The organism is Actinoplanes sp. NPDC089786 (assembly GCF_040684855.1).
In the GTDB taxonomy this organism is placed as follows: domain Bacteria; phylum Actinomycetota; class Actinomycetes; order Mycobacteriales; family Micromonosporaceae; genus Actinoplanes.
Window position 1 is genome coordinate 809502 of record NZ_JBFBGU010000001.1, and the last position, 23379, is coordinate 832880.

The window sequence follows — 23379 nt, forward strand, 5'->3', positions numbered from 1 at the left end:
TCCTCGCCACGCTAGGTGCGTGGGACGGCAGGCGTGTGAACGGTGATGAACGACGCCGGGCGGAGCAGTGAACATTGCCTGACGCGCGTCCGTTATGTCCTATTCTCGTGTGGGCCCAGGTAAACAATGACCCTACGATCGCTGCGTGGACCGGGTGTCAGGCGTCAGCCTCCTCCTCGTCGCCCTCGTCATCGGAGTGGCGGCCGGGCTGCTCATCGCCCGTCGGCGAACCGGCAAACAGGACGCCAGGGCCACGACCGTGGAAACGGGGAAGAAAGGACGCGCCATCGAAGCCGACGGAGAGTCTTCCAGCGGCAAGCTCAAGGGCCTGGGCCGCAAGAGCCTCGACTCCCTCCGGGTCGGCGTGGTCGTGCTCGACGCCGACGACGAGCCCGTCCTGGTCAACCCGGCCGCGCGAGCCATGGGGCTGCTGCGGTCCGGTGGCGCCCCCGGCACGATCGCGGCGCATCCGATCCTCCGTACCCTGGCCGGCCAGGTCCGTCGCACCGGCGTGCGCCGCGAGGTCGAGCTCGACCTGCCCCGGGGCCGCGCGGGTGGCCCGCAGGCGCCGCTCGGCCTGCACCTGCGCGCGGTCGCGCTGAGCGCCACCCACGTGGCCGTCGAGGCGGCCGACGTGACCGAGTCGCACCGGCTGGCCCGGGTGCGGCGCGACTTCGTGGCCAACGTCAGCCACGAGCTGAAGACCCCGATCGGCGCCCTCCAACTGCTCGCCGAGGCGCTGCTGGACGCCACCGAGATGCCCGAGCCCGAGCCGGACGACGAGGCCAACGAAGACCTGATCGCCGCCCGGCGCTTCGCCGAGCGGATCCATCACGAGTCGGCGCGGATGGGCCGGCTGGTCAACGAGCTGCTCGAGCTCACCCGGCTGCAGGGCGCCGAGCCGCTGCCCACCCCCGAGCCGGTCGCCGTCGACTGGGTGATCGCCGAGGTCATCGACCGCACGCGAACCACCGCCAGCGCCAAGAAGATCGAGGTGGTGTACGCCGGGCCGCGCGGCGCCATGGTCTTCGGCAGCGACAGCCAGGTCGCCACCGCGGTCACCAACCTGGTGGAGAACGCGATCGCCTACTCCGGCGACGACACCACGGTCTCGCTGACCGTGCGTCAGGCCGACGACTGGATCGAGGTCGACGTGGCCGACCAGGGGATCGGCATCGCGCCGCACGACCTGGACCGGATCTTCGAGCGTTTCTACCGGGCCGACCAGGCGCGTTCCCGGTCCACCGGCGGCACCGGGCTGGGCCTGGCCATCGTCAAGCACATCGCCACCAACCATGGTGGCCGGGTGGATGTCTCCAGCACACTTGGTGGTGGTTCGACGTTCACGCTGCGCCTACCGGCGCGACCCCCGGAAGCCCCGTCGCCGTTACCACCGGCGGCTGAGATCGACCCTGGCGCGGAAGAGCGCTAGCCCTCCCGCGCGAACGGAAAGGAACCACATTGGCCCGCGTGCTCGTGGTCGAGGACGAGGAGTCGTTCTCCGACGCCTTGTCGTACATGCTGCGCAAGGAAGGGTTCGAGGTCTCGGTCGCACCGACCGGCACCTCGGCGTTGACCCAGTTCGACCGGACCGGCGCCGACATCGTCCTGCTCGACCTGATGTTGCCGGAGATGTCCGGCACCGAGGTCTGCCGCCAGCTCCGGCAGCGGTCGGCGGTGCCGATCATCATGGTCACCGCCCGGGACAGCGAGATCGACAAGGTCGTCGGCCTCGAGATCGGCGCCGACGACTACGTCACCAAACCGTATTCGCCGCGGGAGCTCGTCGCCCGCATACGAGCCGTGCTGCGCCGCCAGGGCGCCGAGACGGCCGAGGTGACCACCCCGACGCTGGCCGCCGGCCCGGTCCGGATGGACGTCGAGCGCCACGTGGTGACCGTCGACGGCTCGTCGGTGCAGCTGCCGCTCAAGGAGTTCGAGCTGCTCGAGCTGCTGCTGCGCAACGCCGGCCGGGTGCTCACCCGGGGCCAGCTGATCGACCGGGTCTGGGGCGCCGACTACGTGGGCGACACCAAGACCCTCGACGTGCACGTCAAGCGGCTGCGTTCCAAGGTGGAGCCGGAGCCCAGCGCGCCGCGCTACATCGTCACGGTGCGGGGTCTCGGCTACAAGTTCGAGCCGTAGGCCGGCGGCTAGAGGATCTTCTTCTTCTTGCTGGCCGCCGGGTTGATCTTCCGTTGGGCCCGGGCCTTCACCGTGGCCGGGTGCTCGGCGATCAGCCCGGTCGCCAGCCGGGCCTCGCACAGCTCGGCCAGGCGGTGGTAGGCCTCCTCGCCGATCAGGGCGATCAGCTCGGGCGCGTACGACTTGAACATCGGCTCGGTGCCGACGTGCGCGTCCGGTGACGAGGTGCACCACCAGTCGAGATCGTGCCCGCCGGCGCCCCAGCCCCGGCGGTCGAACTCGGCCAGCGTCGACTGCAGCACCTTGGTGCCGTCGGGGCGCTCGACCCAGTTCTGCTCGCGGCGCACCGGCAGCTGCCAGCAGACGTCGGGCTTGTAGGTGAGCGGGTGCACACCGTCGCGCAGCGCCTGGGCGTGCAGCGCGCAACCGCCGCCACCGGGGAAGCCGGCGTCGTTGAGGAAGACGCACGGGCCGTCGGCCGACTGGGTCGCGGTCCGCCGGGCCGGCTTGCTGCCGTCCACGGTGTCCATCTCGGTGTAGTTCTTGAAGCCCTTGCGGTAGTACTGCCAGTTCTCCGGGGTGAGCCGGGCGGCCGCCGCCTTGGTGCGGTTCTCGTCGTCGGCGTCGGTGAAGAACGCGCCGTGCGAGCAGCAGCCGTCCTGGGCCCGGCCGGCGACGATGCCGTGGCAGGCCGACCCGAAGACACAGGTCCAGCTGGACAGCAGCCAGGTGAGGTCGGCGCGGACCGAATGCTGATCGTCGGCCGGGTCGGGGAACTCGATCCATTCACGGGCGTAGTCGAGGTCGACCTCTTCGGCCCGCGCGGCGGCGGTGGCGCCCAGCGTGATCTGGACGGGGGTGCGGCGGCTCACCCGCGTCAGCGTACGCGTGCGGGTGACCGTCACCTCGGCGCCGCCCGGTTTGACGGTTATATCCAGCCACGAGTCGAGCCTTCGAGCACGCCGGGTCTACCCTGGAAGCGTGAGTTCCAGGGTCCCCGTCCTTCTGTCCAGCTCGTCGGTCTTCCCCGAGCCGACCGCGGCCGCCTTCGAGATGGCGGCCACGGTGGGCTTCGACGGCCTCGAGGTGATGGTGTGGACCGATGCGGTCAGCCAGGACGCCGACGCGCTGCGCGTCCTGTCCCGGCACTACGACATGCCGGTCCGCTCGGTGCACGCCCCCTGCCTGCTGGTCACCCAGCGGGTGTGGAGCCCCGACCCGTGGGAGCGGCTGAACCGCGCCGCCCAGCTGGCCGAGTCGCTCGAAGCGCCGACCGTGGTGGTGCACCCGCCGTTCAGCTGGCAGCGCGACTACGCCCGGAACTTCGCCCCCGGGGTGGCCAAGATGCAGGCCAAACACCCCGACATCACGTTCGCCATCGAGAACATGTTCCCGGTGAAGATGGCCGGGCGCTGGTTCGTGCCGTACACCCCGGGCTGGGATCCGACGACCACCGGCTTCGACGCGTACACGCTGGACATCTCGCACTGCTCGGCCGCCCGGGTCGACTCGCTGGAGATGCTCGGCAAGATGGGCTCGGCCATGCGCCACCTCCATCTCGGCGACGGCACCGGCGAGGGCCGTGACGAGCATCTGGTGCCCGGCCGCGGCAACCAGCCGTGTGCACAGGTGCTGCAGTCACTGGCCGCGGGCGGGTTCACCGGCTCGGTCGCGCTCGAGGTGAACACCCGCAAGGTGTCCAGCCGGGCCGAGCGCGAGGTCGACCTGCGTGAGTCGCTGGAGTTCGCCCGGCGTCACCTGGCGCCGGCCCAGAACCCGGCCCACGCCACGGCCTAAGCCGGCTCTCATCACAGGGCCGGGGTGAGGCCTGGCGGCGCGCCTCAGGCCGGGGTGAGGCTGGCGGCGCGCTTGCGGGCGCGGTGCGCGGCCACATGCGAGCGGGTCGCGCAGCGCTCCGAGCAGAAGCGGCGGCAGTTGTTCGACGACGTGTCGAGGTAGACGTTGCCGCAGCGCTCGTCGGCGCAGATGCCGAACCGGGCGCTGCCGTACTCGCACAGCCAGACCGACAGGCCCCAGACCGCCCCGGCCAGGTATTCCGCGCTGACCGAGGCGCCGCGGCTGGTCACGTGCATGTGCCAGTCGGAGGCGTCGTGGCCGGAGATGCGCGGCTGGACCGGGAAGGCGGCGAGCAGGGCGTTCAGCTCGGTGACAGCCTCGGCGTCACGGCCCGCCGTACCGTGCTGGAAGACCTCGCGCAGCCGCTTCTGAGCCCGCCGGAAGACCGGCACGTCCTTGTCGGCCGCCTCGTCGCGCATCCACTGGTGCTCGTCGCCGAACATGGCCCGCAGGCCGCCCAGGTCGTCCAGGCGGGCATTGACCAGATCAACGGCGGTCCGGGCGTACGCGTCGAAGTCCACCCGACAAAGGTAGCTGCCCCGGCCCAGCACAGCACCGGGCGATACGCTCGGCCCATGCTCCGATCCGTCTTTCTCGCCGCCGCCGGATCGTCCCGGTTGGAGCGGCTGGTCGAGTCCGCGCCCGTCAGCAAGGGCATCGTGCGCCGGTTCGTCGCGGGCAGCGGCGTGCAGGAGGCGCTACGGACCAGCCGGGGGCTGGCCGACGACGGGCTGGCGGTGTCACTGGACTACCTGGGCGAGGACACGCTGACCGCCGAGCAGGCGACGGCCACCCGCGACGAATACCTCACCCTGCTGGGCCGGTTGCGCGAGGCCGGTCTGACCCCGGCCGCCGAGGTCAGCGTGAAGCTGTCGGCGCTGGGTCAGAAGGTCGACGAGCGGGTGGCGTACGACTACGCGCACCAGATCTGCGCCGCCGCCCAGGAGGCGGGCACCACGGTGACCCTCGACATGGAGGACCACTCGACCACCGACTCGACCCTGGAGATCCTGGCCGAGCTGCGCAAGGACTTCCCGTCGACCGGGGCGGTGCTGCAGGCGTACCTCCGCCGCACCGAGGGCGACTGCCGCGAGCTGGCCACGGCCGGTTCCCGGGTCCGCCTGTGCAAGGGCGCGTACGCCGAACCGGAGTCGGTCGCGTACCAGTCGGCGCTGGATGTCGACAAGTCGTACGTGCGCTGCCTGAACATCCTGATGTCGGGCGAGGGCTACCCGATGGTCGCCACCCACGATCCGCGGCTCATCTCGATCGCCGAGGACCGGGCCCGCTGGTTCGACCGGTCGCCCGAGGAGTACGAGTTCCAGATGCTCTACGGCTGCCGTCCCGAGGAGCAGGCGCGGCTGGCCGGCGCCGGGCACACCGTCCGCGTCTACGTCCCCTACGGCGACCAGTGGTACGGCTACCTGATGCGCCGGCTGGCCGAGCGTCCGGCCAACCTCGCCTTCTTCGGACGGGCACTAGCCTCGCGTAAGTAATCATTCCGGACGAAAAGGGCCCACTCTCCGGCGCGGCGCGTTGACTTTCTGAAGCAATTTCACGGAACGCATCGCGTTGGTCACAGAAGCATCGATACCGTACTGATGACACGCGCGTCCGAGCGCCACGGCACCGGCCTCGTCAGAGGCCTCGCCCGAGCCGCGGTGACCGACGCCTGCGAGAGGATCGGTGCGAGGGAGATGACGGGTCCGACGGGTCCAGACCAGTCCGAGGAACGGCTGTCCGAAGTGCGGTTTCTGACCGTGGCCGAGGTGGCCGCGCTCATGCGGGTCTCGAAGATGACCGTCTACCGGCTGGTGCACGGGGGAGATCTGACCGCCGTTCGCGTCGGTCGATCATTCCGGGTTCCGGAGCACGCGGTACACGAATATCTGCGAGGAGCGTTCAGCCAGACGGCCTGACGAGCCGCTATACGCCTAGTCTCAAATTCGCCGGCCATGGATGCGCCCCGGAAGCGAATTTGAGGCCAGGCGTGGGGGCCGTGTTGGTCTCGCCGAGGTGAGGCCGCTACGCTGGAGCGGTTGGTTCCCGGGTGTGACGTGTGCGTGAGCGCCCGGCCCGGGACACCGTCCAGTCATTGGATCCAGGTGCGTGATGCGCGCCGATCCAGCGAACACATGGTTTCGAGAGGCTTTTCGTATGGGCTCCGTGGTCAAGAAGCGTCGCAAGCGTATGGCGAAGAAGAAGCACCGTAAGCTGCTGCGCAAGACCCGCGTCCAGCGTCGCCGTCTCGGCAAGTGATCGCCGGCCGGGCCCTGCCCGGCCGACCCCGCTTGCCATTCGCCGCCGTCCGTCGTGAGAGAGGGCGCCCGTGGTGACCTCCGATAACAGGCCTCCACGGGTGGTCGTCGTCACCGGGGTCAGTCGGTTCCTCGGCGCCCGGGTGGCTTCACGTCTCGCCGCCCAGCCCGGCGTCGAGCGCGTCATCGGCCTTGATCCCCGTGATCCGCCCCCGGCGCTGGCCGGCCTGCTCGGCGACGTCGAGCTGGTCAAGGCCGACGCCCGGGCCGCCTCCGGGGCGATCGCCGATCTGGGCGCCGAAGCGGTGGTCCATCTCGCCGTCACCAGCGCGCCCGATCCCGACAGCGGCGGTCGCGCGGCGATGAAAGAACAGAACGTCATCGGCTCGATGCAGTTGCTCGCCGCCGCGCAGGCGGCGCCGCGGCTGCGCAAGCTGGTGGTGCGTTCCTCCACGGCCGCCTACGGCGCGTCTTTCAAGGACCCGGCGGTCTTCACCGAGGACACCGAGCCGCGGGCCGTGCCGCGTGGCTCGTTCGCGCGCGACATTCTCGACATCGAGGGGTACGTGCGTGGCTTCCGCCGGCGCCGCCCCGAGGTCGGCGCCACCGTGTTGCGCTTCGCGCCGTTCATCAGCGCGTCCGCCGAGACCACGCTCACCCGCTACTTCGCGCAGCCGGTGGTGCCTACGGTCTGGGGCCGGGACGCCCGCCTCCAGTTCGTGCACGTGGACGACGCGCTGGAGATCCTGCACCGCGCCGTGGTCGAGGACCACCCGGGCACCTTCAATGTGGCCGGGGCCGGGGTCATCGTGCTCTCCCAGGCGGTGCGCCGGGCCGGCCGCATCTCGATCGCGTTGCCCGAGGGCACGCTGTCGTCGCTGGCCGCGGTGGCCCGCAACGTACGCATCGGGCAGATCGGGCTGGACCAGATCGACTGGTTCGTGCACGGCCGCGTGGTCGACACCGCCCGGCTGACCGAGGAGTTCGGCTTCACGCCCCGCACCACGGCCGAGGCCTTCGACGACTTCGTCACCGGGCACGCGAACGGCGCGTCGCTGACCGCCGATCGACTCGACGCCGCCGAGAAGGCCATTCTCGAGGGCATCCGGGCCGTTCGCGCATCGGCGGCCGCCTCCCTGGGAAGTGATAAGCCGTGAGGGAGCGAAGCGAGCGAACCATTCGGCTCAGCAGTCCGGCTCACGATGGCACGGAGCGAAGCGGAGTGTCATCGTGAGTCAAGAGGAGTACCGCCGCGCCACCCTGCCGGGACACCTCGACTTCGAGCTCCCGGCCGAGGAGGCCGTGCCGCGGATCAACGGCAACCACCCGCTCAACGGGCGTACGCCGGGCAAACCGGCGCCCGCCCCCGAGCCCGAGCCGGAGGAGCCGGTCGGCGAGGAGCCGCGCGACACCGTCGACATCTGGGATCAGCGGGTCGCCAAGGGTCTCGCCTTCCTGCGCCGACGGCTGGCCGGCGCCTACGAGGTCGACGATTTCGGCTTCGACCCCGACCTCACCGACTCGATGTTCCTGCCGATGCTCAAGCGGCTCTACCGCGACTGGTTCCGCACCGAGGTCTTCGGGATCGAGAATGTTCCGGCCACCGGCGGCGGCCTGCTGGTCGGCAACCACTCCGGCGTGCTCGCGCTCGACGCGGTGATGCTCTCGGTGGCGCTGCGCGACCAGCACCCCGAGGAGCGGCACCTCCGCCTGCTCGGCGCCGACCTGGTCTTCCGGGTTCCGGTGATGTCCGAGCTGGCCCGCAAGGTCGGTGCGACGGTCGCCTGCAACCCGGACGCCGAGCGGCTGATGCGCAACGACGAACTGGTCGGCGTCTTCCCCGAGGGCTTCAAGGGCACCGGGAAGCTGTACGCCGACCGCTACAAGCTGCAGCGTTTCGGGCGGGGCGGCTTCGTGTCGGCGGCCCTGCGCACCGGCACCCCGATCGTCCCGGTCGGCATCGTCGGCGCCGAGGAGATCTATCCGATGCTCGCCGACTTCAAGCCGCTGGCCCGGCTGCTCGGCGTGCCGTACTTCCCGGTGACGCCGTTCTTCCCGTGGCTCGGCCCGCTCGGCCTGGTGCCGCTGCCGAGCAAGTGGATGATCCAGTTCTGCCCGCCGATCCCGACGGCCCACCTCACCGAGTACGCGGACGACCCGATGGTGGTCTACAACCTGGCCGATCAGGTGCGCGAGACGATTCAGGCCACTGTGCACGACCTGCTGGCGAAAAGGCCCGATCCGTTCGGCCTGTGACGTCGTATCATGTGACTGAAGGGCGGCCCCGGGTTCAACCCCGGCACCGCCCTTCGCCATCTCCGCTGGGCTGGGCTGTCAGCCTCCGAAGATTCCGTTCAGCAGTCCACCGAGCACACCCTGGTCCTCGTCATCGGTCGCCGGCGACTCGGCCGGTGACGGCTCGCCGTCCGGGGTGCCGGTCGGCGCCACCTTGGTGCGGCTGTCGCCCGGCTTGGTGGCCGGGGTCGTGCCGGTCGGACCGGCCGCCGGGCCGGTCTTCTCCGGACGCGCCTCGCCGGTGGTGGCCGGCTGCTCGTCGTCCTTCGCGGCGCCGGTCGCACCGGGCTTGCTGCCCGCCTTCTGACCGTGCCCCTGAGAGCCGCCGTTGTCGCTGGACGAGTCCTTGCCGGCCATGCACCCGCGCAGACGCGGACCGAGCGAGTCGGCGCCTGTTCGGGTGGCGGTGCCGCAGGACAGCCCGGCGCGCAGTTCCTCGGCGCGGGCCTGGACGTCGTCCAACAGGGACAGCGACGTGCCCGCCCGCTCCCGGTCGGCCGGCCGGAGCCGGCCCAGCAGGGGCGCGAACGTCTGCCGCTGACCGGCGACGAAGGTGTCGATCCGGCTCAACGGCGCCTTGTCGGAACGCGTCACGGCCGCCTCGTTGAGCAGCTTGACGCCCTGCCGGGTGTCGGCGTCCATGTCGTTCAGCACGCCGGAGAACCCGGTCGCGCCGCCCGGCAACGCGGCCGCCTCGGCCAGCCGGGTCCGCGCGAAGTCCAGCGACAACTGGCCCCGGGTGACTTCCGAGCCGGCCATCGCCAGCTGCGCGCGCTCGGTCGAGCGCTTGACGCCGTACAGCGCGTCGCCGGGTGCGGCGTTCTCGCTGGCCGCGGAGATCCCGGAGACGGCCATCGCGCCGGCGGCGACGCCGATCACGATGGCGCCACGGGCCCGGACCCGGCGGCCGTTGAAGCTCAGGCCGCGGCGCGGTGCGGCGTGGCCGACCGGTTCGGTCGCGGTCGGGGCAGCGGTCCGGCCGATCCCGTCCCGCTCGGCCGTGGCCACGAGCATCGCTCGCAGCCCGGTGCGGAACTCGTTGCCCACCTGCGCCCGCGGGTTGACCGCGGACAGGCTGTGACCGATGGCGACGAGCTCGGCGAGCTCGCCGTCGGCCGGACCACGCGAGTGGTGCCGACGGCCGCCGCCGGTCTCGTCGAGAAGTTCCGCGAAGCGCCCGGCGCGCCGCCGGTCGAAAAGGTCGAACCTCACCGGGGGCACCTCCCTTCGCTCGTGACTGATCCACCGATCGCGTGACCGACGGATGCGACCGCGGGTCGCACCCGGACAAACGCTCCGAGGAGGTTTAGGGTTACGGGCATCGACGGTCGGTGAAGTGTCGGCTGTGCGAGTGTGTGCTGCCCCGTGCGCGTCACCACTGGAATCCTTCGGGCAACAACCGTGCCAGCGCTCGCACCGCCCGATACTGCAGCGCCTTGATCGCGCCCTCGTTCTTGCCCATGGTCTGTGCGGTCTCGGCCACCGAGAAGCCCTGCAGGAACCGCAGCACGATGCATTCCTGCTGCTCCGGGTTGAGCTGCTTGACCGCGGTGAGCAGGGCGACGTTGGTGATGTGGTCGACCACGGCCGACTCCGGGCTGCCCTCCGGGCCGCGGTCCTCGCGGTCGGCGTCGAGCACGTCGCCGGTGGTCACCTCGAGCCGGTAGCGGCCGGACTTGAAGTGGTCGGCGACCAGGTTGCGGGCGATGGTGACCAGCCAGGCGCCCAGGTCACGGCCCTGCCAGGTGAAGCTGCTGATCCGTTTGAGCGCGCGCAGGAAGGTGTCCGAGGTCAGATCCTCGGCCAGCTGGCGGTTGCCCACCCGGAAGTAGACGAACCGGAAGACCGTGTCGACGTACCGGTCGTAGATCAGGCCGAAGGCCGCCGCCTCGCCGGCCTGTGCGCGTTCGACCAGCGCCCACACCTCGGCGGCGGCATCGGTCGGATCGGGCCGGGCCGGATACTTCGGCGGCTCGGACTCGGTGGGTGGCCCGGTGGTGCTCTGTGTCGGCACGACCACCTGGGTGTCGGCGTTGTCCAGGGGACGGGTCTCACCGTCCAGGCTGCGGTCGCCGGGGCCGGGCTGGGCGGGCATGGCCGGGCGGCCGGGCACCGCCACGCGGCCGCCGACCGGCTTGACGTTGCCGGTGGGCGGCGAGTGCCGGCTGGGGGACTCGTTGATGTGCGGCCGGTTGCGGGTCCGTTTGGGTCCGTCGCCTCGGATGGCGTGGGCGACGAACGTCTCGACGGAGCCGGCCAGCCGGGTCAGCCCCGAGTTGAGCGTGAAGCGTGCCGCGCTGTACGGATCGCCGGCATACACATCGCTCACTGCGCCTCCGTCCGTTCGTGCTGAATCCGTGCTTCGTGTGGCACAGCGGCCTCCTCGGGGGTGAGGGATGGTCACTCACAACAAAAGGGGTGGGCCGAGCCCGGAACTGCCGGGACCACGACCGCACCCATGGGTGTGGAGTCCGTTACACAGATCTGGAGTGTCACGGACACCGGACACACGGAGTCGCACACCGTGTGCGCTGCGCGAAAACAGCATGAAGTGGCGCAGACAAGACAACAGGAACTTCTGCGACGATGTACGACCCACGCCGGACGGAGACGGACAAGTTGTCCGTCCTCCTCCGTCCGGGGGTGATGTGCCACACTCAGCCGCTGTGGAGAACAGAGCACGCGACGCGGTCCGCGAGGCCGCCCGGCGCCGCCCCCACGGCATCGCGCTGATCGCCGGAGAAACGTCGCTGACCTGGGAAGACGTCGACGCGAGGGTCGACCGGGCGGCCCGCCGGCTGGCCACCGCGGTCGATGGGCCGGGCCACCGGATCGGCCTCGTGCTGGGTACCTCGATCGACTTCGCGATCGCGTACTTCGGTGTGTTGCGAGCCGGGCTGGTCGCGGTGCCGCTCAATCCCGGGTACACCGCCGACGAGCGGGGATATGCTCTGTCCGACGCGGGCGTGTCGCTGGTGGTCACGGCCGGCGCGCTGGACGGCGTGTCGTGCGTGTCGCCGCGCGAGCTGGAGGACGCCGGCTCCGGCGCGGCCGCCGAACTGCCGGACATCGCCGCCGATCAGCTCGCCGTGCTGCTCTACACCTCGGGCACCAGCGGGCGGCCCCGGGGCGCCATGCTCAGCCACGGCGCGCTGGCCGCCAACCACGAGCAGCTCGACCGGATCGAGCCGGCCGTCGTCGGCCCGGCCGACGTCGTGCTGCTCACCGTGCCGTTCTTCCACGCCTACGGGCTGAACACCGGGCTCGGGTCGGTCGCCCATCACGCGGCCACCGGCGTGCTGCTGGACCGCTTCGACCCCGAGGCCTCGCTCGGCGTGATCGCCGAGCACGGCGTGACCGTGACGGTCGGGGTGCCGAGCATGTACGCGGCGTGGTCGCGTACGGAATCGGCCGGAACCTCTCTCGCGACCGTGCGCACCGCGGTCTGTGGCGCCGCCCCGCTCGGCCCTGACGACGCCGCCCGGTTCACCGCGGTCACCGGCCGGACCGTGATCATCGGGTACGGGCTGACCGAGACCGCCCCGGTGCTGACCACCACCGCGGTGAGCGACCGGGGCAAGCCCGGCTCGATCGGGCGCCCGCTGCCCGGCGTGGAGCTGCGGCTGCGCACGGCCGACGGCGAGGTGCTCTGGGCCGACGGCACCGCCACCCCGGCCGAGGACCTGGCCGAGCTGGACCTCTCCGTGGAGGACTCGGCCGGCACCGACCCCGGCGAGATCGTGGTGCGCGGGGCCAACCTGTTCGGCGGCTACTGGCCGGACGGGCGGGACGGGCCGGACCCCGACGGATGGTGGGCCACCGGGGACATCGCGTACGCCGACGGCGACGGTGACCTGCACCTGGTCGACCGGCTCGGCGAGCTGATCCTGGTGAACGGCTTCAACGTCTACCCGGCCGAGATCGAGCGGGTGCTGGACGCCCACCCGGGCGTGGCCGAGGCGGCGGTGGTCGCGATGGACCACCCGGACACCGGGCAGGCGCCCCACGCGTACGTGGTGCCGGCCCTCGACCCGCCACCCACCGCGGCCGAGCTTCAGGTCTTCTGCGCGGCGCAGCTCGCGCGCTTCAAGCTGCCCGCCGCGATCGAGCTGGTGCCCTCGCTGCCCCACTCGGCGCTGGGCAAGGTGCGGAAGCGGGAGCTGTCATGACCACGACCAACCGGGTCACGCTGATCAGCCGGGACGGGTGCCACCTGTGCGAGGTGGCCGAGCAGGCGCTGGAGCGGGTCGTGCCCGGCGCCTGGGACCGGGTCGACGTGGAGTCGTCGCTCGAGCTGGAGCGGGACTACGGCGACCGGGTGCCGGTGGTGCTGCTGGACGGCCGGGAGCACGGCTACTGGCGGGTCGAGGAGGAACGGCTGCGGCGCGATATCGCGAAGCCGCCCGGCGCGCCTCGCCTGTAGGTTGTCCGCGTGGCGCGTACGCATCTTGTCTGGGACTGGAACGGCACTCTGCTCGACGATTTCGCGCTGGTGGTGATCGCCACCAACCAGGCCTTCGCGGCCGTCGGCGGGCGCGACGTGAGCCCGGACGAGCACCGCACCCGGTTCCGCCGGCCGGTGGCCGAGTTCTACGCCGAGATCCTCGAGCGGGCGGTCGACGACGAGGAGTTCGGCAAGCTGGACCGGATCTTCCACGACGCGTACCGGCTCGGGCTGACCACGATGGCCCTGGCCGCGGATGCCAAGGAGGCGCTGACCAGCTGGCCGGGCTGCCAGTCGCTGCTGTCCATGTGGTTCCACAGCGAGCTGGTCCCGGCCCTGGAGACGTACGGGCTGAGCGGGCACTTCACCCGGGTCGACGGCCTGCGCACCGAGGTGGGCGGCGACCTCAAGGCCGGACACCTGGCCGGCCACCTGCGTGAGATAGGCGTCACCGGCGCCGAGGCCGTCCTGATCGGCGACTCGCTCGACGACGCCGCGGCGGCCCGGTCCAACGGCGCCGCGGTGGTGCTCTACACGGGCGGCTTCACCGACGCCACGCGCCTGCGGGCGGCCGGCTGCCCGGTGGCGGACACCCTGGTCGAGGCCGTGGAGATCGCCCGTACGCTCTGATACCCGGGGTCGGGATCGTGACGCGATTGGGCGTGGGGCGGGTCCACCGGTAATACTCGGGAGAGCTTGCCTTTAGCACGGCAAGTGGATCTTCGTCCAGACCTCCTACCAAGATCGCGATTTGTGCACGCCTTCACAAGCGCCTACTCTGTGGCACTGACGAGCCCCGCTATCACAGCCGGACCTTGCCGTCCACGTCGGGCTCTCTGCAGGTCAGCCATCTCGTCGGCACGGAGTCAGATGAGCGAGCAGCGACACGGAAACACACCCGGCACGCCAGGTGCGGTTCCCGCCTTCCCGGATCTACCCGAGGCGACCATCGCCCGGCTGCCGGAATATCTCCGTGCGCTGCACAACCTGGCGGACGGAGCAGAGACCATCTCCAGCGAGGGCCTCGCGGCCGCCGCCGGGGTCAACTCGGCCAAGCTCCGCAAGGACCTCTCCCACCTGGGGTCGTACGGCACCCGCGGCGTCGGCTACGACGTGGCCCTGCTGACCGCCCAGATCGAGTACATCCTCGGGCTCGACCAGCGCCGGGCGGTCTGCCTGGTCGGCGTCGGCAACCTCGGACACGCGCTGGCCGGGTACGACGGGTTCGCCAGCCGCGGCTTCCGCATCGTCGCCCTCTTCGACGCCGACGCCAACCGGGTCGGCGAAGAGATCAGCGGCCTGGTCGTCCGGCACATCGACGAATTGCCGCAGGTCGCCGCCGAGGAGTCGATCGCCATCGGGGTGATCGCCACCCCGGCCTCGGCCGCGCAGACCGTGGCCGACGACCTGGTCGCCGCCGGCGTGACCAGCATCCTGAACTTCGCGCCGTGCGTGCTCACGGTCCCGGCGGGCGTCGACGTCCGCAAGGTCGACCTGGCCATCGAGCTGCAGATCCTCTCCTTCCACGAGCACCGCAAGGCGTCGCTGACCGCGTTGCCCGGCGGCCGGACCGAGGCGGTGGGGTCATGAACCTGCTCTGTGTCGGCACGTCCTACCGCACGGCGGACGTCGCCACCCTGGAACGGCTCGTGTTCACGCCGGCCCAGCAGGAGGCGGTGCTCCAGGAGCTGGTCCGGCAGCCGTACGTCGGCGAGGCCGTGGTCGTCTCGACCTGCAACCGGGTCGAGGTGTACGCGGCGGTCACCGGCTTCCACGGCGGCCTCGGCGACATCTGCAGCGTCCTGGCCGAACATTCCGGCATCGGTGGTAACACGCTCGCCGCTCACCTCTACGTGCACTACGACGAGGCGGCCGTCCGGCACGCCTTCCGGGTCTCGGCCGGTCTCGAGTCGATGGTCGTCGGCGAGGCGCAGATCCTCGGGCAGCTCCGCGACGCCTACCACCAGGCCACCGAGGCGGACACTGCCGGACGGCTGCTGCACGAGCTGATGCAGCAGACGCTGCGGGTCGGCAAGCGGGCCCACGCCGAGACCGGCATCGACAAGGCCGGGCAGAGCGTGGTCTCCGCCGCCCTCGACGTGGCCGCCTCGCACATCGGTGACCTGACCGGCCGGCCGGCGCTGGTGATCGGGGCCGGGGCGATGGGCGCGCTGTCGGTCGCCACGCTCACCCGGGCCGGGGTCGGGCCGCTGACGATCACCAACCGGGGCGCCGAGCGGGCGTCGCGGCTGGCCGAGGCCTACGGCGCCACCGCGGTTCCCTACGCCGACCTGGCCGGCGCGCTGGCCGAGGCCGAGGTCGTGGTCAGCGCCACCGCGTCCGCCGGGCCGGTGCTCGACCGCGCCCTGCTCGCCGCCGCCGCCCCGCTGGTCGTGCTCGACCTGGCGGTGCCGCGGGACGTGGCGCCGGACGTGACCGGGATCGACGGCGTGACCGTGATCGACATCGAGGGCCTGGCCGACAGCCGGCGGGCCCTGCCCGCGGCGGCCGAGACGGCGGCGGTCGAACAGATCGTGGCCGCCGAGGTCGAGCACTTCCTGGCCTGGCTGCGCGGCGCCGACATCGCTCCGACGGTGGCGGCGCTACGGACCCGGGCCGACGACGTGGTGGCCGGCGAGCTGCGCAAGCTGCACGCGCGACGGCCGGAATTCACCGAGGAGCAGCGGGCCGACGTTTCCCGTACGCTGCACCGGGTCGTCCAGCAGCTGCTGCACTCGCCGACCGTCCGGGTCCGGCAGCTGGCCGCCGAGCCCGGTGGTGATCAGTACGCCACCCTGCTGCGCGAGCTGTTCGACCTGGACGTTCCACTGGCCACGCAGGCCGACGCCGTACCGGAGATCGGGGGTAACGCATGAGGACGCCACTGCGCCTCGGGACCCGCGGCTCGCAACTGGCCCTGGCCCAGTCGCGGCAGGTCGCGGATGCCCTGATGGCGGTCACCGGTCACCCGGTCGAGTTGGTGCGCATCGCCACCGCGGGGGACAAGTCGGCCGCGCCGGTCGCCCAGCTCGGCGTCGGGGTCTTCGTGTCCGCACTGCGGGATGCATTGCTGGCCGACGAGATCGACTTCGCCGTGCACTCGTACAAGGACCTGCCCACCGGCGACCAGCCCAGCCTGCACATCGCCGCAGTTCCCGAGCGTGCCGACCCGCGCGACGTGCTGATCGCACGCGACCGGCTGACCCTGACCGAGCTGCCCGCGGGCTCGCAGATCGGGACGGGCGCGGTGCGCCGAATCGCGCAACTGCACGCTTTGGGCCTACAGTTGCGGATCACTCCGATCCGGGGCAACGTCGACAGCCGGATCGCTCGGGTGCTCGGCCCTCAGGCCGACCTCGACGCGGTCGTCCTGGCCCGGGCCGGAGTGGCGCGTCTCGGCCGCACGGCCGAGGTCACCGAAACGCTGGATCCGATGCTCATGCTGCCCGCCCCGGCCCAGGGCGCGCTGGCGGTCGAGTGCCGGTCCGGCGACACCGACCTGGTCGAACTGCTGGCCACGCTCGATCATGCACCGTCCCGTTCCACCGTCACGGCGGAACGGGCGATGCTCGCCACGCTGGAGGCCGGGTGCTCCGCCCCGGTCGCCGCATATGCCGAGCTCGCTGAAGGCGAGGACGGCGACGAGATCTACCTGCGCGGTGCCGTGATCAGCCCGGACGGGGGCCGAGACGTCCGGTTGTCGCGCACCGGAACGCCCGCCGACGCGGCGGAGATCGGCAAGGCACTCGCCGCCGATCTCCTCGACGCCGGCGCCGACACCCTGATGGGGAGCACAGCATGACCACCCGCACCGCCCGCAAGCCCGCCGGACGCATCGCGTTCGTCGGCGCTGGACCCGGCGACCCCGAGCTGTTGACACGCCGGGCGCACGACGCTCTGGTCGAGGCCGACCAGGTGGTCTACGACAGCGGCGTACCCGACACGCTGCTCGCCGCGATCAGGGCCGAGGCCAAGGCGGACGCCCAGTTCAGCCCGGCCGAGGGCGCGTCCGGCGACGTGGCCAAGGTGCTGATCTCCGCGGCCCGCTCCGGGCTCAACGCGGTCCACCTGGTGGCCGGCGACCCGTTCGGGCACGAGACGGTGGTGCGCGAGGTCCAGGCGGTCGCGCGTACGGCGGTGCACTTCGAGGTGGTGCCCGGTCTCGGGCAGGCCGAGGGTGTGGCCACCTACGCCGGTGTGCCGCTGCCGGGCGTACGCACCGTGGCCGACGTCGACGACGTGGCCGCACTCGACTTCGAGAGCCTCGCCAACGCCGCGCGCAAGGGCACGTTCGCGGTCGCCGTGGACGCCGGTGACCTGGCCGCGGTTCGCGACGGCCTGCTCGCCGCGGGCATCGAGCCCGGCACCGCGGTCGCGGTGACCGGCGACGGCACCGGCGAGACGCAGTACACGACCACCTCCAGCGTGGACAGCTTCGTCGCGGCGGCGCTCGGCTTCACCGGCCGGGTCGTCCTCACCGTCGGCGGCGAGGTCGCCCACCGCGACAAGATGAGCTGGTGGGAGAACCGCCCGCTGTACGGGTGGAAGGTGCTGGTGCCGCGCACCAAGGAGCAGGCGGGCGCGATGAGCGCGCGGCTGCGGGCGTACGGCGCCATCCCGTGCGAGGTGCCGACCATCGCGGTCGAGCCGCCCCGCACCCCCGCCCAGATGGAGCGCGCGGTCAAGGGCCTGGTCGACGGCCGGTACGCCTGGGTCGTCTTCACCTCGGTCAACGCGGTCCGCGCGGTCTGGGAGAAGTTCGCCGAGCACGGCCTGGACGCCCGCCACTTCGGCGGCGTGAAGATCGCCTGCATCGGTGAGGCGACCGCCGAGGCCGTGCGGGCGTTCGGCATCCAGCCCGAGATGGTGCCCGCCGGCGACCAGTCCAGCGACGGCCTGCTGGCCGAGTTCTCGCCGCACGACGAGATCCTCGACCCGGTCGGCCGGGTGCTGCTGCCGCGCGCCGACATCGCCACCGAGACGCTCGCCGCCGGGCTGATCGAGCGCGGCTGGGAGGTCGACGACGTGACCGCCTACCGCACGGTGCGTGCCGCGCCGCCGCCGGCCGACATCCGCGACGCCATCAAGTCCGGTGGCTTCGACGCGGTGCTCTTCACCAGCTCGTCGACGGTCCGCAACCTGGTCGGCATCGCCGGCAAGCCGCACGCCCGCACGGTGGTCGCGGTGATCGGCCCGAAGACGGCCGAGACCGCCATCGAGTTCGGCCTCCGGGTCGACGTGCAGCCGCAGCACGCGTCGGTGCCCGACCTGGTCGAGGCGCTGGCCGAGTACGCGATCGAGCTGCGCGAGAAGCTCGCCGCCATGCCGGCCAAGCAGCGGCGTGGCTCGAAGGTGCAGGGACCCACGGCGCTCCGCTTCCGCTAGGAGATCCTCATGTCGTACCCGGATGTCCGCCCACGTCGTCTTCGCCGCAGCGCCGCCATTCGTCGCCTGGTCGAGGAGACGCGGGTGGCGCCGGCCGAACTGGTGCTGCCACTCTTCGTCAAGGAGGGCCTGACCGAGCCGCGCGCGATCTCCTCGATGCCCGGCGCGGTCCAGCACTCGCGGGAGAGCCTGCGCAAGGCGGCCCACGAGGCGGTCCGGGCCGGGGTCGGCGGCCTGATGCTCTACGGCGTGCCCACCGACGACCACAAGGACGAGACCGGCAGCCAGGGCCTCGCCCCCGACGGCATCCTGAACGTGGCCATCAGCGACGTCATCGCCGAGGTGGGCGACAGCACGGTCGTGATGAGCGACCTGTGCCTGGACGAGTTCACCTCACACGGCCACTGCGGCGTGCTGGCCGACGACGGCTCGGTGGACAACGACGCCACCCTGGCCCTCTACGCCCGGATGGGCGTCGCGCAGGCCACCGCCGGCGCCCACATGGTCGGCACGTCCGGCATGATGGACGGCCAGGTCGGCGCCGTCCGCAAGGCCCTCGACGCGGCGAATTTCCAGGACACCAGCATCCTGGCGTACGCCGCCAAGTACGCCGGCGCCTTCTACGGCCCGTTCCGCGAGGCCGTGGAGAGCTCCCTCCAGGGCGACCGCCGCCAGTACCAGCAGGACCCCGGCAACGCCCGCGAGGCCCTCCGCGAGACCGATCTCGACATCGCCGAGGGCGCCGACATCGTCATGGTCAAGCCCGCGATGCCCTACCTCGACATCATCACCCGCCTCCGCGACCGGGTCGACATCCCCATCGCCGCCTACCAGGTGAGCGGCGAGTACGCGATGATCGAGGCCGCCGCCGCCAACAACTGGATCGACCGCGAGCGCGCCATCCTCGAGTCCCTCACCTCCATCAAGCGAGCCGGCGCCCAGATCATCCTGACCTACTGGGCCACCGAGGCCGCCCAGCTCCTCCGCGCCCGCTACTGACCCAAACCCGCAGCTCACGCCCGCCCGCCCGGCTGCCCGACCGGCCGACGTTCCGACCGTCGCACCGACCGTCCTCAGCGTCTGCCGCAGCGGAGTTCCCCTTTCCTGACGGACACTCTCCGCAGTCAGTAGCTCCAACCCGCCACCACCCTCCTCCGCCCTTTTGCTCTGAGCGCGTATAGGCAACACCGGCATGAGCTGCACTTCCGGCATCCAGGCGATGGGTGCGGGGAGAGGTCGGTGGCCACGCAGAGCGATATTCCGGCTCTGACTCGACGATGACGGCCCGATTCGGGGCATATGCACCTGCTGGCTACGTCAATTCTCGGGTTCGGCCGCGGCTCCCTTGGTCAGGGTGTTGCCTATACGCGCTCAGAGCAAAAGGCGTGGGGAGGCGTTGTCCACAGGGGCGCGGAGCGAGCGGCCGGCAACTGCCACCATTTCGCTCGTGACAGCAGCAAAGGACGACGAATTTCCCGCGGCCGGGCTCGTTCGGCGCGCGCGCCGGTTGGCCGATCTCAGTCAGCGTGAGATCGCCAAGGCCAGCGGCCTGTCGCATTCCGTGGTGAGCCGGATCGAGGCGGGTGTTCGAATTCCCAGCCTGGCGGTGATGTCGCGGCTTCTGCGGCCGGCGGAGTTATGGCTGGCGGTCATCGACGAGGAGGGGCGGCTGGTGCAGCCCATGGAAGACTGGGATGACACGAGGGACGGAGCGGAGCGGCGCTATCCGAGCCATCTGGACATGGTTCTCGATCCGGAGCCCGGGGAGTGGTGGGGAGACCGCTACGGGTTGGCAAGGCCGCCCGAAACCTTCCACCGGGACCGGGAGCGGCGGGATGTGATGCGCATGCGCAGCCAATGGGAGGTCCGGGTGTCGAAGTACCGGCACATGCCGCCGCCGCCGGATCTCGATCTCTGGTGGCGGATTCAGCGGGCGAGTTGAGAGGTCACTCGGTGGGGGCGAAGGACTCGACGAGGCCGGAGACGTCGGCGCCGTATTCGCACCAGTCGCGGTCGGGCTGGAAGCCCAGTTCGGCGTTGACCTTCAGCATGGACTCGTTGTGCTGGGCGTTCCAGGTCTGTACCTCGTGCAGGCCGGGCTCGGCGCTGCGGAGCTCGAAGAGCATCTTGGCCTTGATGGCGCGGTCGATGCCGTAGCCGCGGTGGTCGCGGACGACGATCGTGTCGTACTGGTCGGCGCGTTCGGGGTGTTGGGCCGGGACGACGACCTCGGTCAGGCCGGCCACCGCGCCGGTCGCCTCGTGGATGGCCAGCACGATGTACGGCTTCAGGCCGCGCCGGTGCAGGGTCAGCAGGCTGTCCTTCAGGCGCTGCGGGTCGGAGCTGCGCGGCTGCATCTCCAGGTCGCTGTCCTCGGCCTCGGTCTTCGCCTGGGCGTACGCCTCCATCAGCTCGTCGGGCGGGCCGCCGGGGTGGTACTCGAGCCGGTAGCCCTCGCTGATGCCGTTCGCCATCTCGCCCAGCGTCACCCAGTCCACCTTGGACAGGTGGAGCACGCTTCTCGTCTCGACGTACTCCTTCTCGAAGCCCAGCGCCTCGTAGAACGCGATCGCCGGCGTCCGCCCGATGGCCTCGACCCCCAAGGACGAGAAGCCTTCGAGGTACGCGCGCCGCGCCGCGACCGCCACCAGCTGGCGACCCAGCCCCCGTCGGCGCAGCCGTGGGTGCACCAGCACCTCGAGCACGCCGATGTTGCCCAGGAGCAGCAGGTTCACATGGGCATAGATCTGGCTCTCGCCCTCGGCGAGCCGGTCGTCCTCGGCCACCCAGCTGATCCGGCGTTCGCCCGGCATGGTCTCGGCCAGATAGTCCCTGACCTGGACCTCACGCCATGGCGGGTCATCGGGCAGGTCCTGTGCCAGGACCGCGTTGACCGTCACCACGAGCGCTTCGATCTCACCGTCCGACGCCGCCCGCGGATCCCATTCGCGCACCCTCACCCGTACAGCTTGCCGAATGCGGGCAAGAACGGGAAGTGCCGGGGAGTCATTCGTGCCGATCTGCTCACGCTGAGTTGTCAAACCCGACTGCGCTGGCCATACTCATTTGCCGCGTCGAAGACCTTCTGCGCGTACGGGCGCACCGCGTTGTAGGTCAGGATCGCATCCCACCAGGCGTCCGCCTTGGACAGGTCGCGCCCACTCTGACACAGGTAGAAGGCCGCGGCCATGGACGCGTCGTCGATGTCGTTGGGGTCGGCGGCGCCGCTGTTGTCGGCGTCCACCTCCTTGCGCGCCGTCATCAGCGTCCAGGTGGCCGGGATGAACTGGAGCGGCCCGATCGCCCGGTCGAAGGAGGTGTCGGCGTCGAGCACGCCCTTGTCGGTGTCCGGGATCGACTGCCGGCCGCCCTTGCCGTCCAGCGGCAGGCCGTAGATCGGGGGCGCCACGGTGCCGTCGGCGTTGAGCACCGAGCCGTTGGCGCTGCCGTGGCCCGACTCGACCTTGGCGATGGCGGCGAGCGTGGTCCAGCTGAGGTGGCAGTTCGGGGTCATCTTGGCCGCGATCAGTTCGGCGTACCCGTAGGCCTGGACCGCCACCACCGGGATGCCGACCCGGGTGCCGACGCCCTGGGCCCAGCCCTGCAACGAGTCGGCGGGGCGGCCGCCGCCGGTGACCGGGGGAAGCACCGGGTCGGCGCTGAAGCCGCCGACGTTGGGGTCGATCGGTGGGAGGGCGCCGTTGCTGGCCCCGAGCGGGCCGGGGGCGGCCTGGTCGAGCGGGAAGCCCGGGCTGCGGCTGGGTGCGGCGCCGGCTTCCAGGGCCTTGGGTACGAGGTAAGCACCCGCGGCGCCGGCCGCACCGATCAGCAGGGCGGCCGCGACCGCCGGGATGAGCAGACGCCCGGACGGCTTCTTGGCCCACGCCGACGTGCTGCGGGTCGCCGTGCGGGCGGCCTTGATCGGGTTGGCCCGCCGCAGCACCCGGGTGACCCGCTTGCCGGACGCGGTGCCCGTGGTGACGACGACCGGCTTGTCGAGGTCGATGTCGGCGACATCTTTCTTGCCGTCGCCGCCGTCCTTCTTCTCCGGGCCGCCGCTGTCCTTCTTGTCGGCGCTGCCGCCGTCCTTGCTGTCACCGTCCTTCGCCGCGTCGGGCTTGCCTGCATCCGTCTTCTCGCCGTCGGCTTCAACCTTGGCCGGCGCGACCGTCCCGGCGCCTCCGACAGGCGCGGGCGCCTCGGCCGCCTTGGCCTCGGCAGGCTTTGAGGGAACGGCAGCGGCGGCAGGAGCCGCAGCCGCGGCGGGCTTAGCGGGCGCGGGCGGCTCGGACGCCTCCTCCTCGGCCTTAGCAGGCGCGGGCGGCTCGGAGGACGAGGAGGAGGCGTCCGCACTCTCGACCTTGGACGTACTCTCCGCGCTTTCCTTCTCACTCACCGCAGGGGCAGCGTCTTCGGCGGTTGCCCGCTCGGACCCCTCGGACGGGGTGGCTTCGGGCAGAATTTCCGGCGAGGAGGAGGACCCGGGGGCCGCCCCGGAGCTGCCGAGCGGCCCACCCCGATGTGGCGCCGGCGGACGCACGTCAGGACCCGGCGCGTCGTCTTTCCCGGGCCGGTTCGATGGTTTCTCGTGCCGCTCCGCCACGGCCACGACACTACCCGGCGAACGCGACCCGCACGGGACCGCGTTTGTCGCACCGGCGGCCTACCCTGACCGTCATGCCGCGTTATGACTACCGCTGCCGGGCCTGCGGTGACACCTTCGAGGTCAGCCGCCCGATGGCCGAGGCCACCGCCCCCGCGTCCTGCCCTCAGGGCCACGCCGACACTGTCAAGCTTCTGTCCACAGTCGCCCTGGGCAAGGGCGGCGCCGGGGCGCCCGCGCCGTCCGCCGGTGGCGGCTGTTGTGGCGGCGCCTGCGGCTGCTGATCGCGGCCGACGCCCCGGCTGTCCGTCAGTAATGGTGTTGAGGCGCGTTACTCCCTGAGGGGCCGTCCGAACAGCCGGTGAGATCGATCCACTTGCCGGCGCAACTGG

At 71.4% G+C, this 23379-nt stretch carries 23 protein-coding genes and 1 pseudogene; 18 read left to right on the forward strand and 6 right to left on the reverse strand.

Going from position 1 to position 23379, the window contains the following annotated elements:
- Nucleotides 1–154: 154 nt before the first annotated feature.
- Nucleotides 155–1432 (forward strand): ATP-binding protein, encoded by a 1278-nt coding sequence (locus AB0O15_RS03900; RefSeq protein ID WP_364317018.1) that lies wholly within the window; start codon nucleotides 155–157, stop codon nucleotides 1430–1432.
- A gap of 29 nt (nucleotides 1433–1461) precedes the next feature.
- Complete coding sequence (locus AB0O15_RS03905; protein ID WP_364313653.1) at nucleotides 1462–2145, forward strand: response regulator transcription factor; 684 nt, start codon at nucleotides 1462–1464, stop codon at nucleotides 2143–2145.
- Between the two features lie 8 nt (nucleotides 2146–2153).
- On the opposite strand, the gene AB0O15_RS03910 is transcribed toward AB0O15_RS03905, so the two are convergent.
- Complete coding sequence (locus tag AB0O15_RS03910; protein ID WP_364313656.1) at nucleotides 2154–3017, reverse strand: hypothetical protein; 864 nt, start codon at nucleotides 3015–3017, stop codon at nucleotides 2154–2156.
- A 109-nt stretch (nucleotides 3018–3126) separates the two neighbouring features.
- On the opposite strand from AB0O15_RS03910, the gene AB0O15_RS03915 reads away from it, so the two are divergent.
- Nucleotides 3127–3942, forward strand: coding sequence for a sugar phosphate isomerase/epimerase (locus AB0O15_RS03915; protein WP_364313659.1), 816 nt, complete (start codon nucleotides 3127–3129; stop codon nucleotides 3940–3942).
- 44 nt (nucleotides 3943–3986) lie between these two features.
- Here the strand turns inward: AB0O15_RS03915 and AB0O15_RS03920 are convergent, their stop codons facing one another.
- Nucleotides 3987–4523, reverse strand: coding sequence for a CGNR zinc finger domain-containing protein (locus tag AB0O15_RS03920; RefSeq protein ID WP_364313662.1), 537 nt, complete (start codon nucleotides 4521–4523; stop codon nucleotides 3987–3989).
- 54 nt (nucleotides 4524–4577) lie between these two features.
- Here AB0O15_RS03920 and AB0O15_RS03925 point away from each other — a divergent pair, with 54 nt between their 5' ends.
- The 5 genes from AB0O15_RS03925 (at nucleotide 4578) to AB0O15_RS03945 (ending at nucleotide 8516) form a co-directional block, all read left to right on the forward strand.
- Nucleotides 4578–5498 (forward strand): proline dehydrogenase family protein, encoded by a 921-nt coding sequence (locus AB0O15_RS03925; RefSeq protein WP_364313664.1) that lies wholly within the window; start codon nucleotides 4578–4580, stop codon nucleotides 5496–5498.
- 201 nt (nucleotides 5499–5699) lie between these two features.
- A complete protein-coding gene (locus tag AB0O15_RS03930) occupies nucleotides 5700–5921 on the forward strand; it encodes a helix-turn-helix domain-containing protein (RefSeq protein ID WP_364313667.1) in 222 nt (73 codons plus the stop codon).
- Nucleotides 5922–6159: 238 nt separating this feature from the next.
- Nucleotides 6160–6261, forward strand: coding sequence for an AURKAIP1/COX24 domain-containing protein (locus AB0O15_RS03935; protein WP_007465623.1), 102 nt, complete (start codon nucleotides 6160–6162; stop codon nucleotides 6259–6261).
- A 70-nt stretch (nucleotides 6262–6331) separates the two neighbouring features.
- Nucleotides 6332–7417: an NAD-dependent epimerase/dehydratase family protein gene (locus AB0O15_RS03940; protein ID WP_364313670.1), complete on the forward strand. Its 1086-nt coding sequence runs from the start codon at nucleotides 6332–6334 to the stop codon at nucleotides 7415–7417.
- A 73-nt stretch (nucleotides 7418–7490) separates the two neighbouring features.
- A complete protein-coding gene (locus AB0O15_RS03945; RefSeq protein ID WP_364313673.1) occupies nucleotides 7491–8516 on the forward strand; it encodes a lysophospholipid acyltransferase family protein in 1026 nt (341 codons plus the stop codon).
- Between the two features lie 411 nt (nucleotides 8517–8927).
- Here AB0O15_RS03945 and AB0O15_RS03950 read toward each other — a convergent pair.
- Both AB0O15_RS03950 and AB0O15_RS03955 read right to left on the reverse strand, forming a co-directional pair.
- Nucleotides 8928–9767: pseudogene (locus AB0O15_RS03950) on the reverse strand (DUF5667 domain-containing protein); the annotation flags it as partial.
- A 160-nt stretch (nucleotides 9768–9927) separates the two neighbouring features.
- Nucleotides 9928–10779, reverse strand: coding sequence for an ECF subfamily RNA polymerase sigma factor, BldN family (locus AB0O15_RS03955; RefSeq protein WP_364317020.1), 852 nt, complete (start codon nucleotides 10777–10779; stop codon nucleotides 9928–9930).
- 442 nt (nucleotides 10780–11221) lie between these two features.
- Here AB0O15_RS03955 and AB0O15_RS03960 point away from each other — a divergent pair, with 442 nt between their 5' ends.
- The 9 genes from AB0O15_RS03960 to AB0O15_RS04000 all read left to right on the forward strand — a co-directional run bounded on the left by AB0O15_RS03960 (nucleotide 11222) and on the right by AB0O15_RS04000 (nucleotide 20326).
- Nucleotides 11222–12724: an AMP-binding protein gene (locus tag AB0O15_RS03960; RefSeq protein ID WP_364313676.1), complete on the forward strand. Its 1503-nt coding sequence runs from the start codon at nucleotides 11222–11224 to the stop codon at nucleotides 12722–12724.
- Nucleotides 12721–12978 (forward strand): glutaredoxin family protein, encoded by a 258-nt coding sequence (locus AB0O15_RS03965; protein ID WP_364313678.1) that lies wholly within the window; start codon nucleotides 12721–12723, stop codon nucleotides 12976–12978. The genes AB0O15_RS03960 and AB0O15_RS03965 overlap by 4 nt, the downstream gene beginning before the upstream one ends.
- A gap of 9 nt (nucleotides 12979–12987) precedes the next feature.
- On the forward strand, nucleotides 12988–13629 hold the full coding sequence (locus tag AB0O15_RS03970; protein WP_364313680.1) for an HAD hydrolase-like protein: 642 nt from the start codon (nucleotides 12988–12990) through the stop codon (nucleotides 13627–13629).
- 240 nt (nucleotides 13630–13869) lie between these two features.
- Nucleotides 13870–14589, forward strand: a complete 720-nt coding sequence (locus AB0O15_RS03975; RefSeq protein WP_364313682.1) for a redox-sensing transcriptional repressor Rex — start codon at nucleotides 13870–13872, stop codon at nucleotides 14587–14589.
- Complete coding sequence (locus AB0O15_RS03980) at nucleotides 14586–15875, forward strand: glutamyl-tRNA reductase (protein WP_364313685.1); 1290 nt, start codon at nucleotides 14586–14588, stop codon at nucleotides 15873–15875. The genes AB0O15_RS03975 and AB0O15_RS03980 overlap by 4 nt, the downstream gene beginning before the upstream one ends.
- A complete protein-coding gene (hemC, locus tag AB0O15_RS03985) occupies nucleotides 15872–16801 on the forward strand; it encodes a hydroxymethylbilane synthase (protein ID WP_364313687.1) in 930 nt (309 codons plus the stop codon). Before AB0O15_RS03980 ends, hemC begins: the two co-directional genes overlap by 4 nt.
- Complete coding sequence (locus AB0O15_RS03990; RefSeq protein ID WP_364313690.1) at nucleotides 16798–18384, forward strand: uroporphyrinogen-III synthase; 1587 nt, start codon at nucleotides 16798–16800, stop codon at nucleotides 18382–18384. Before hemC ends, AB0O15_RS03990 begins: the two co-directional genes overlap by 4 nt.
- A gap of 9 nt (nucleotides 18385–18393) precedes the next feature.
- Nucleotides 18394–19383 carry a porphobilinogen synthase gene (gene hemB / locus AB0O15_RS03995; protein ID WP_364313693.1) on the forward strand — a complete coding sequence of 330 codons (990 nt, stop codon included), beginning with the start codon at nucleotides 18394–18396 and terminating at the stop codon, nucleotides 19381–19383.
- Between the two features lie 448 nt (nucleotides 19384–19831).
- Nucleotides 19832–20326 carry a helix-turn-helix transcriptional regulator gene (locus tag AB0O15_RS04000; RefSeq protein WP_364313696.1) on the forward strand — a complete coding sequence of 165 codons (495 nt, stop codon included), beginning with the start codon at nucleotides 19832–19834 and terminating at the stop codon, nucleotides 20324–20326.
- Between the two features lie 4 nt (nucleotides 20327–20330).
- Here the strand turns inward: AB0O15_RS04000 and AB0O15_RS04005 are convergent, their stop codons facing one another.
- Nucleotides 20331–21344 (reverse strand): GNAT family N-acetyltransferase, encoded by a 1014-nt coding sequence (locus AB0O15_RS04005; protein WP_364313698.1) that lies wholly within the window; start codon nucleotides 21342–21344, stop codon nucleotides 20331–20333.
- Between the two features lie 77 nt (nucleotides 21345–21421).
- On the reverse strand, nucleotides 21422–22780 hold the full coding sequence (locus AB0O15_RS04010) for a murein transglycosylase (RefSeq protein ID WP_364313700.1): 1359 nt from the start codon (nucleotides 22778–22780) through the stop codon (nucleotides 21422–21424).
- A 281-nt stretch (nucleotides 22781–23061) separates the two neighbouring features.
- Here AB0O15_RS04010 and AB0O15_RS04015 point away from each other — a divergent pair, with 281 nt between their 5' ends.
- On the forward strand, nucleotides 23062–23271 hold the full coding sequence (locus AB0O15_RS04015; protein WP_364313702.1) for a zinc ribbon domain-containing protein: 210 nt from the start codon (nucleotides 23062–23064) through the stop codon (nucleotides 23269–23271).
- Nucleotides 23272–23379: the final 108 nt, after the last annotated feature.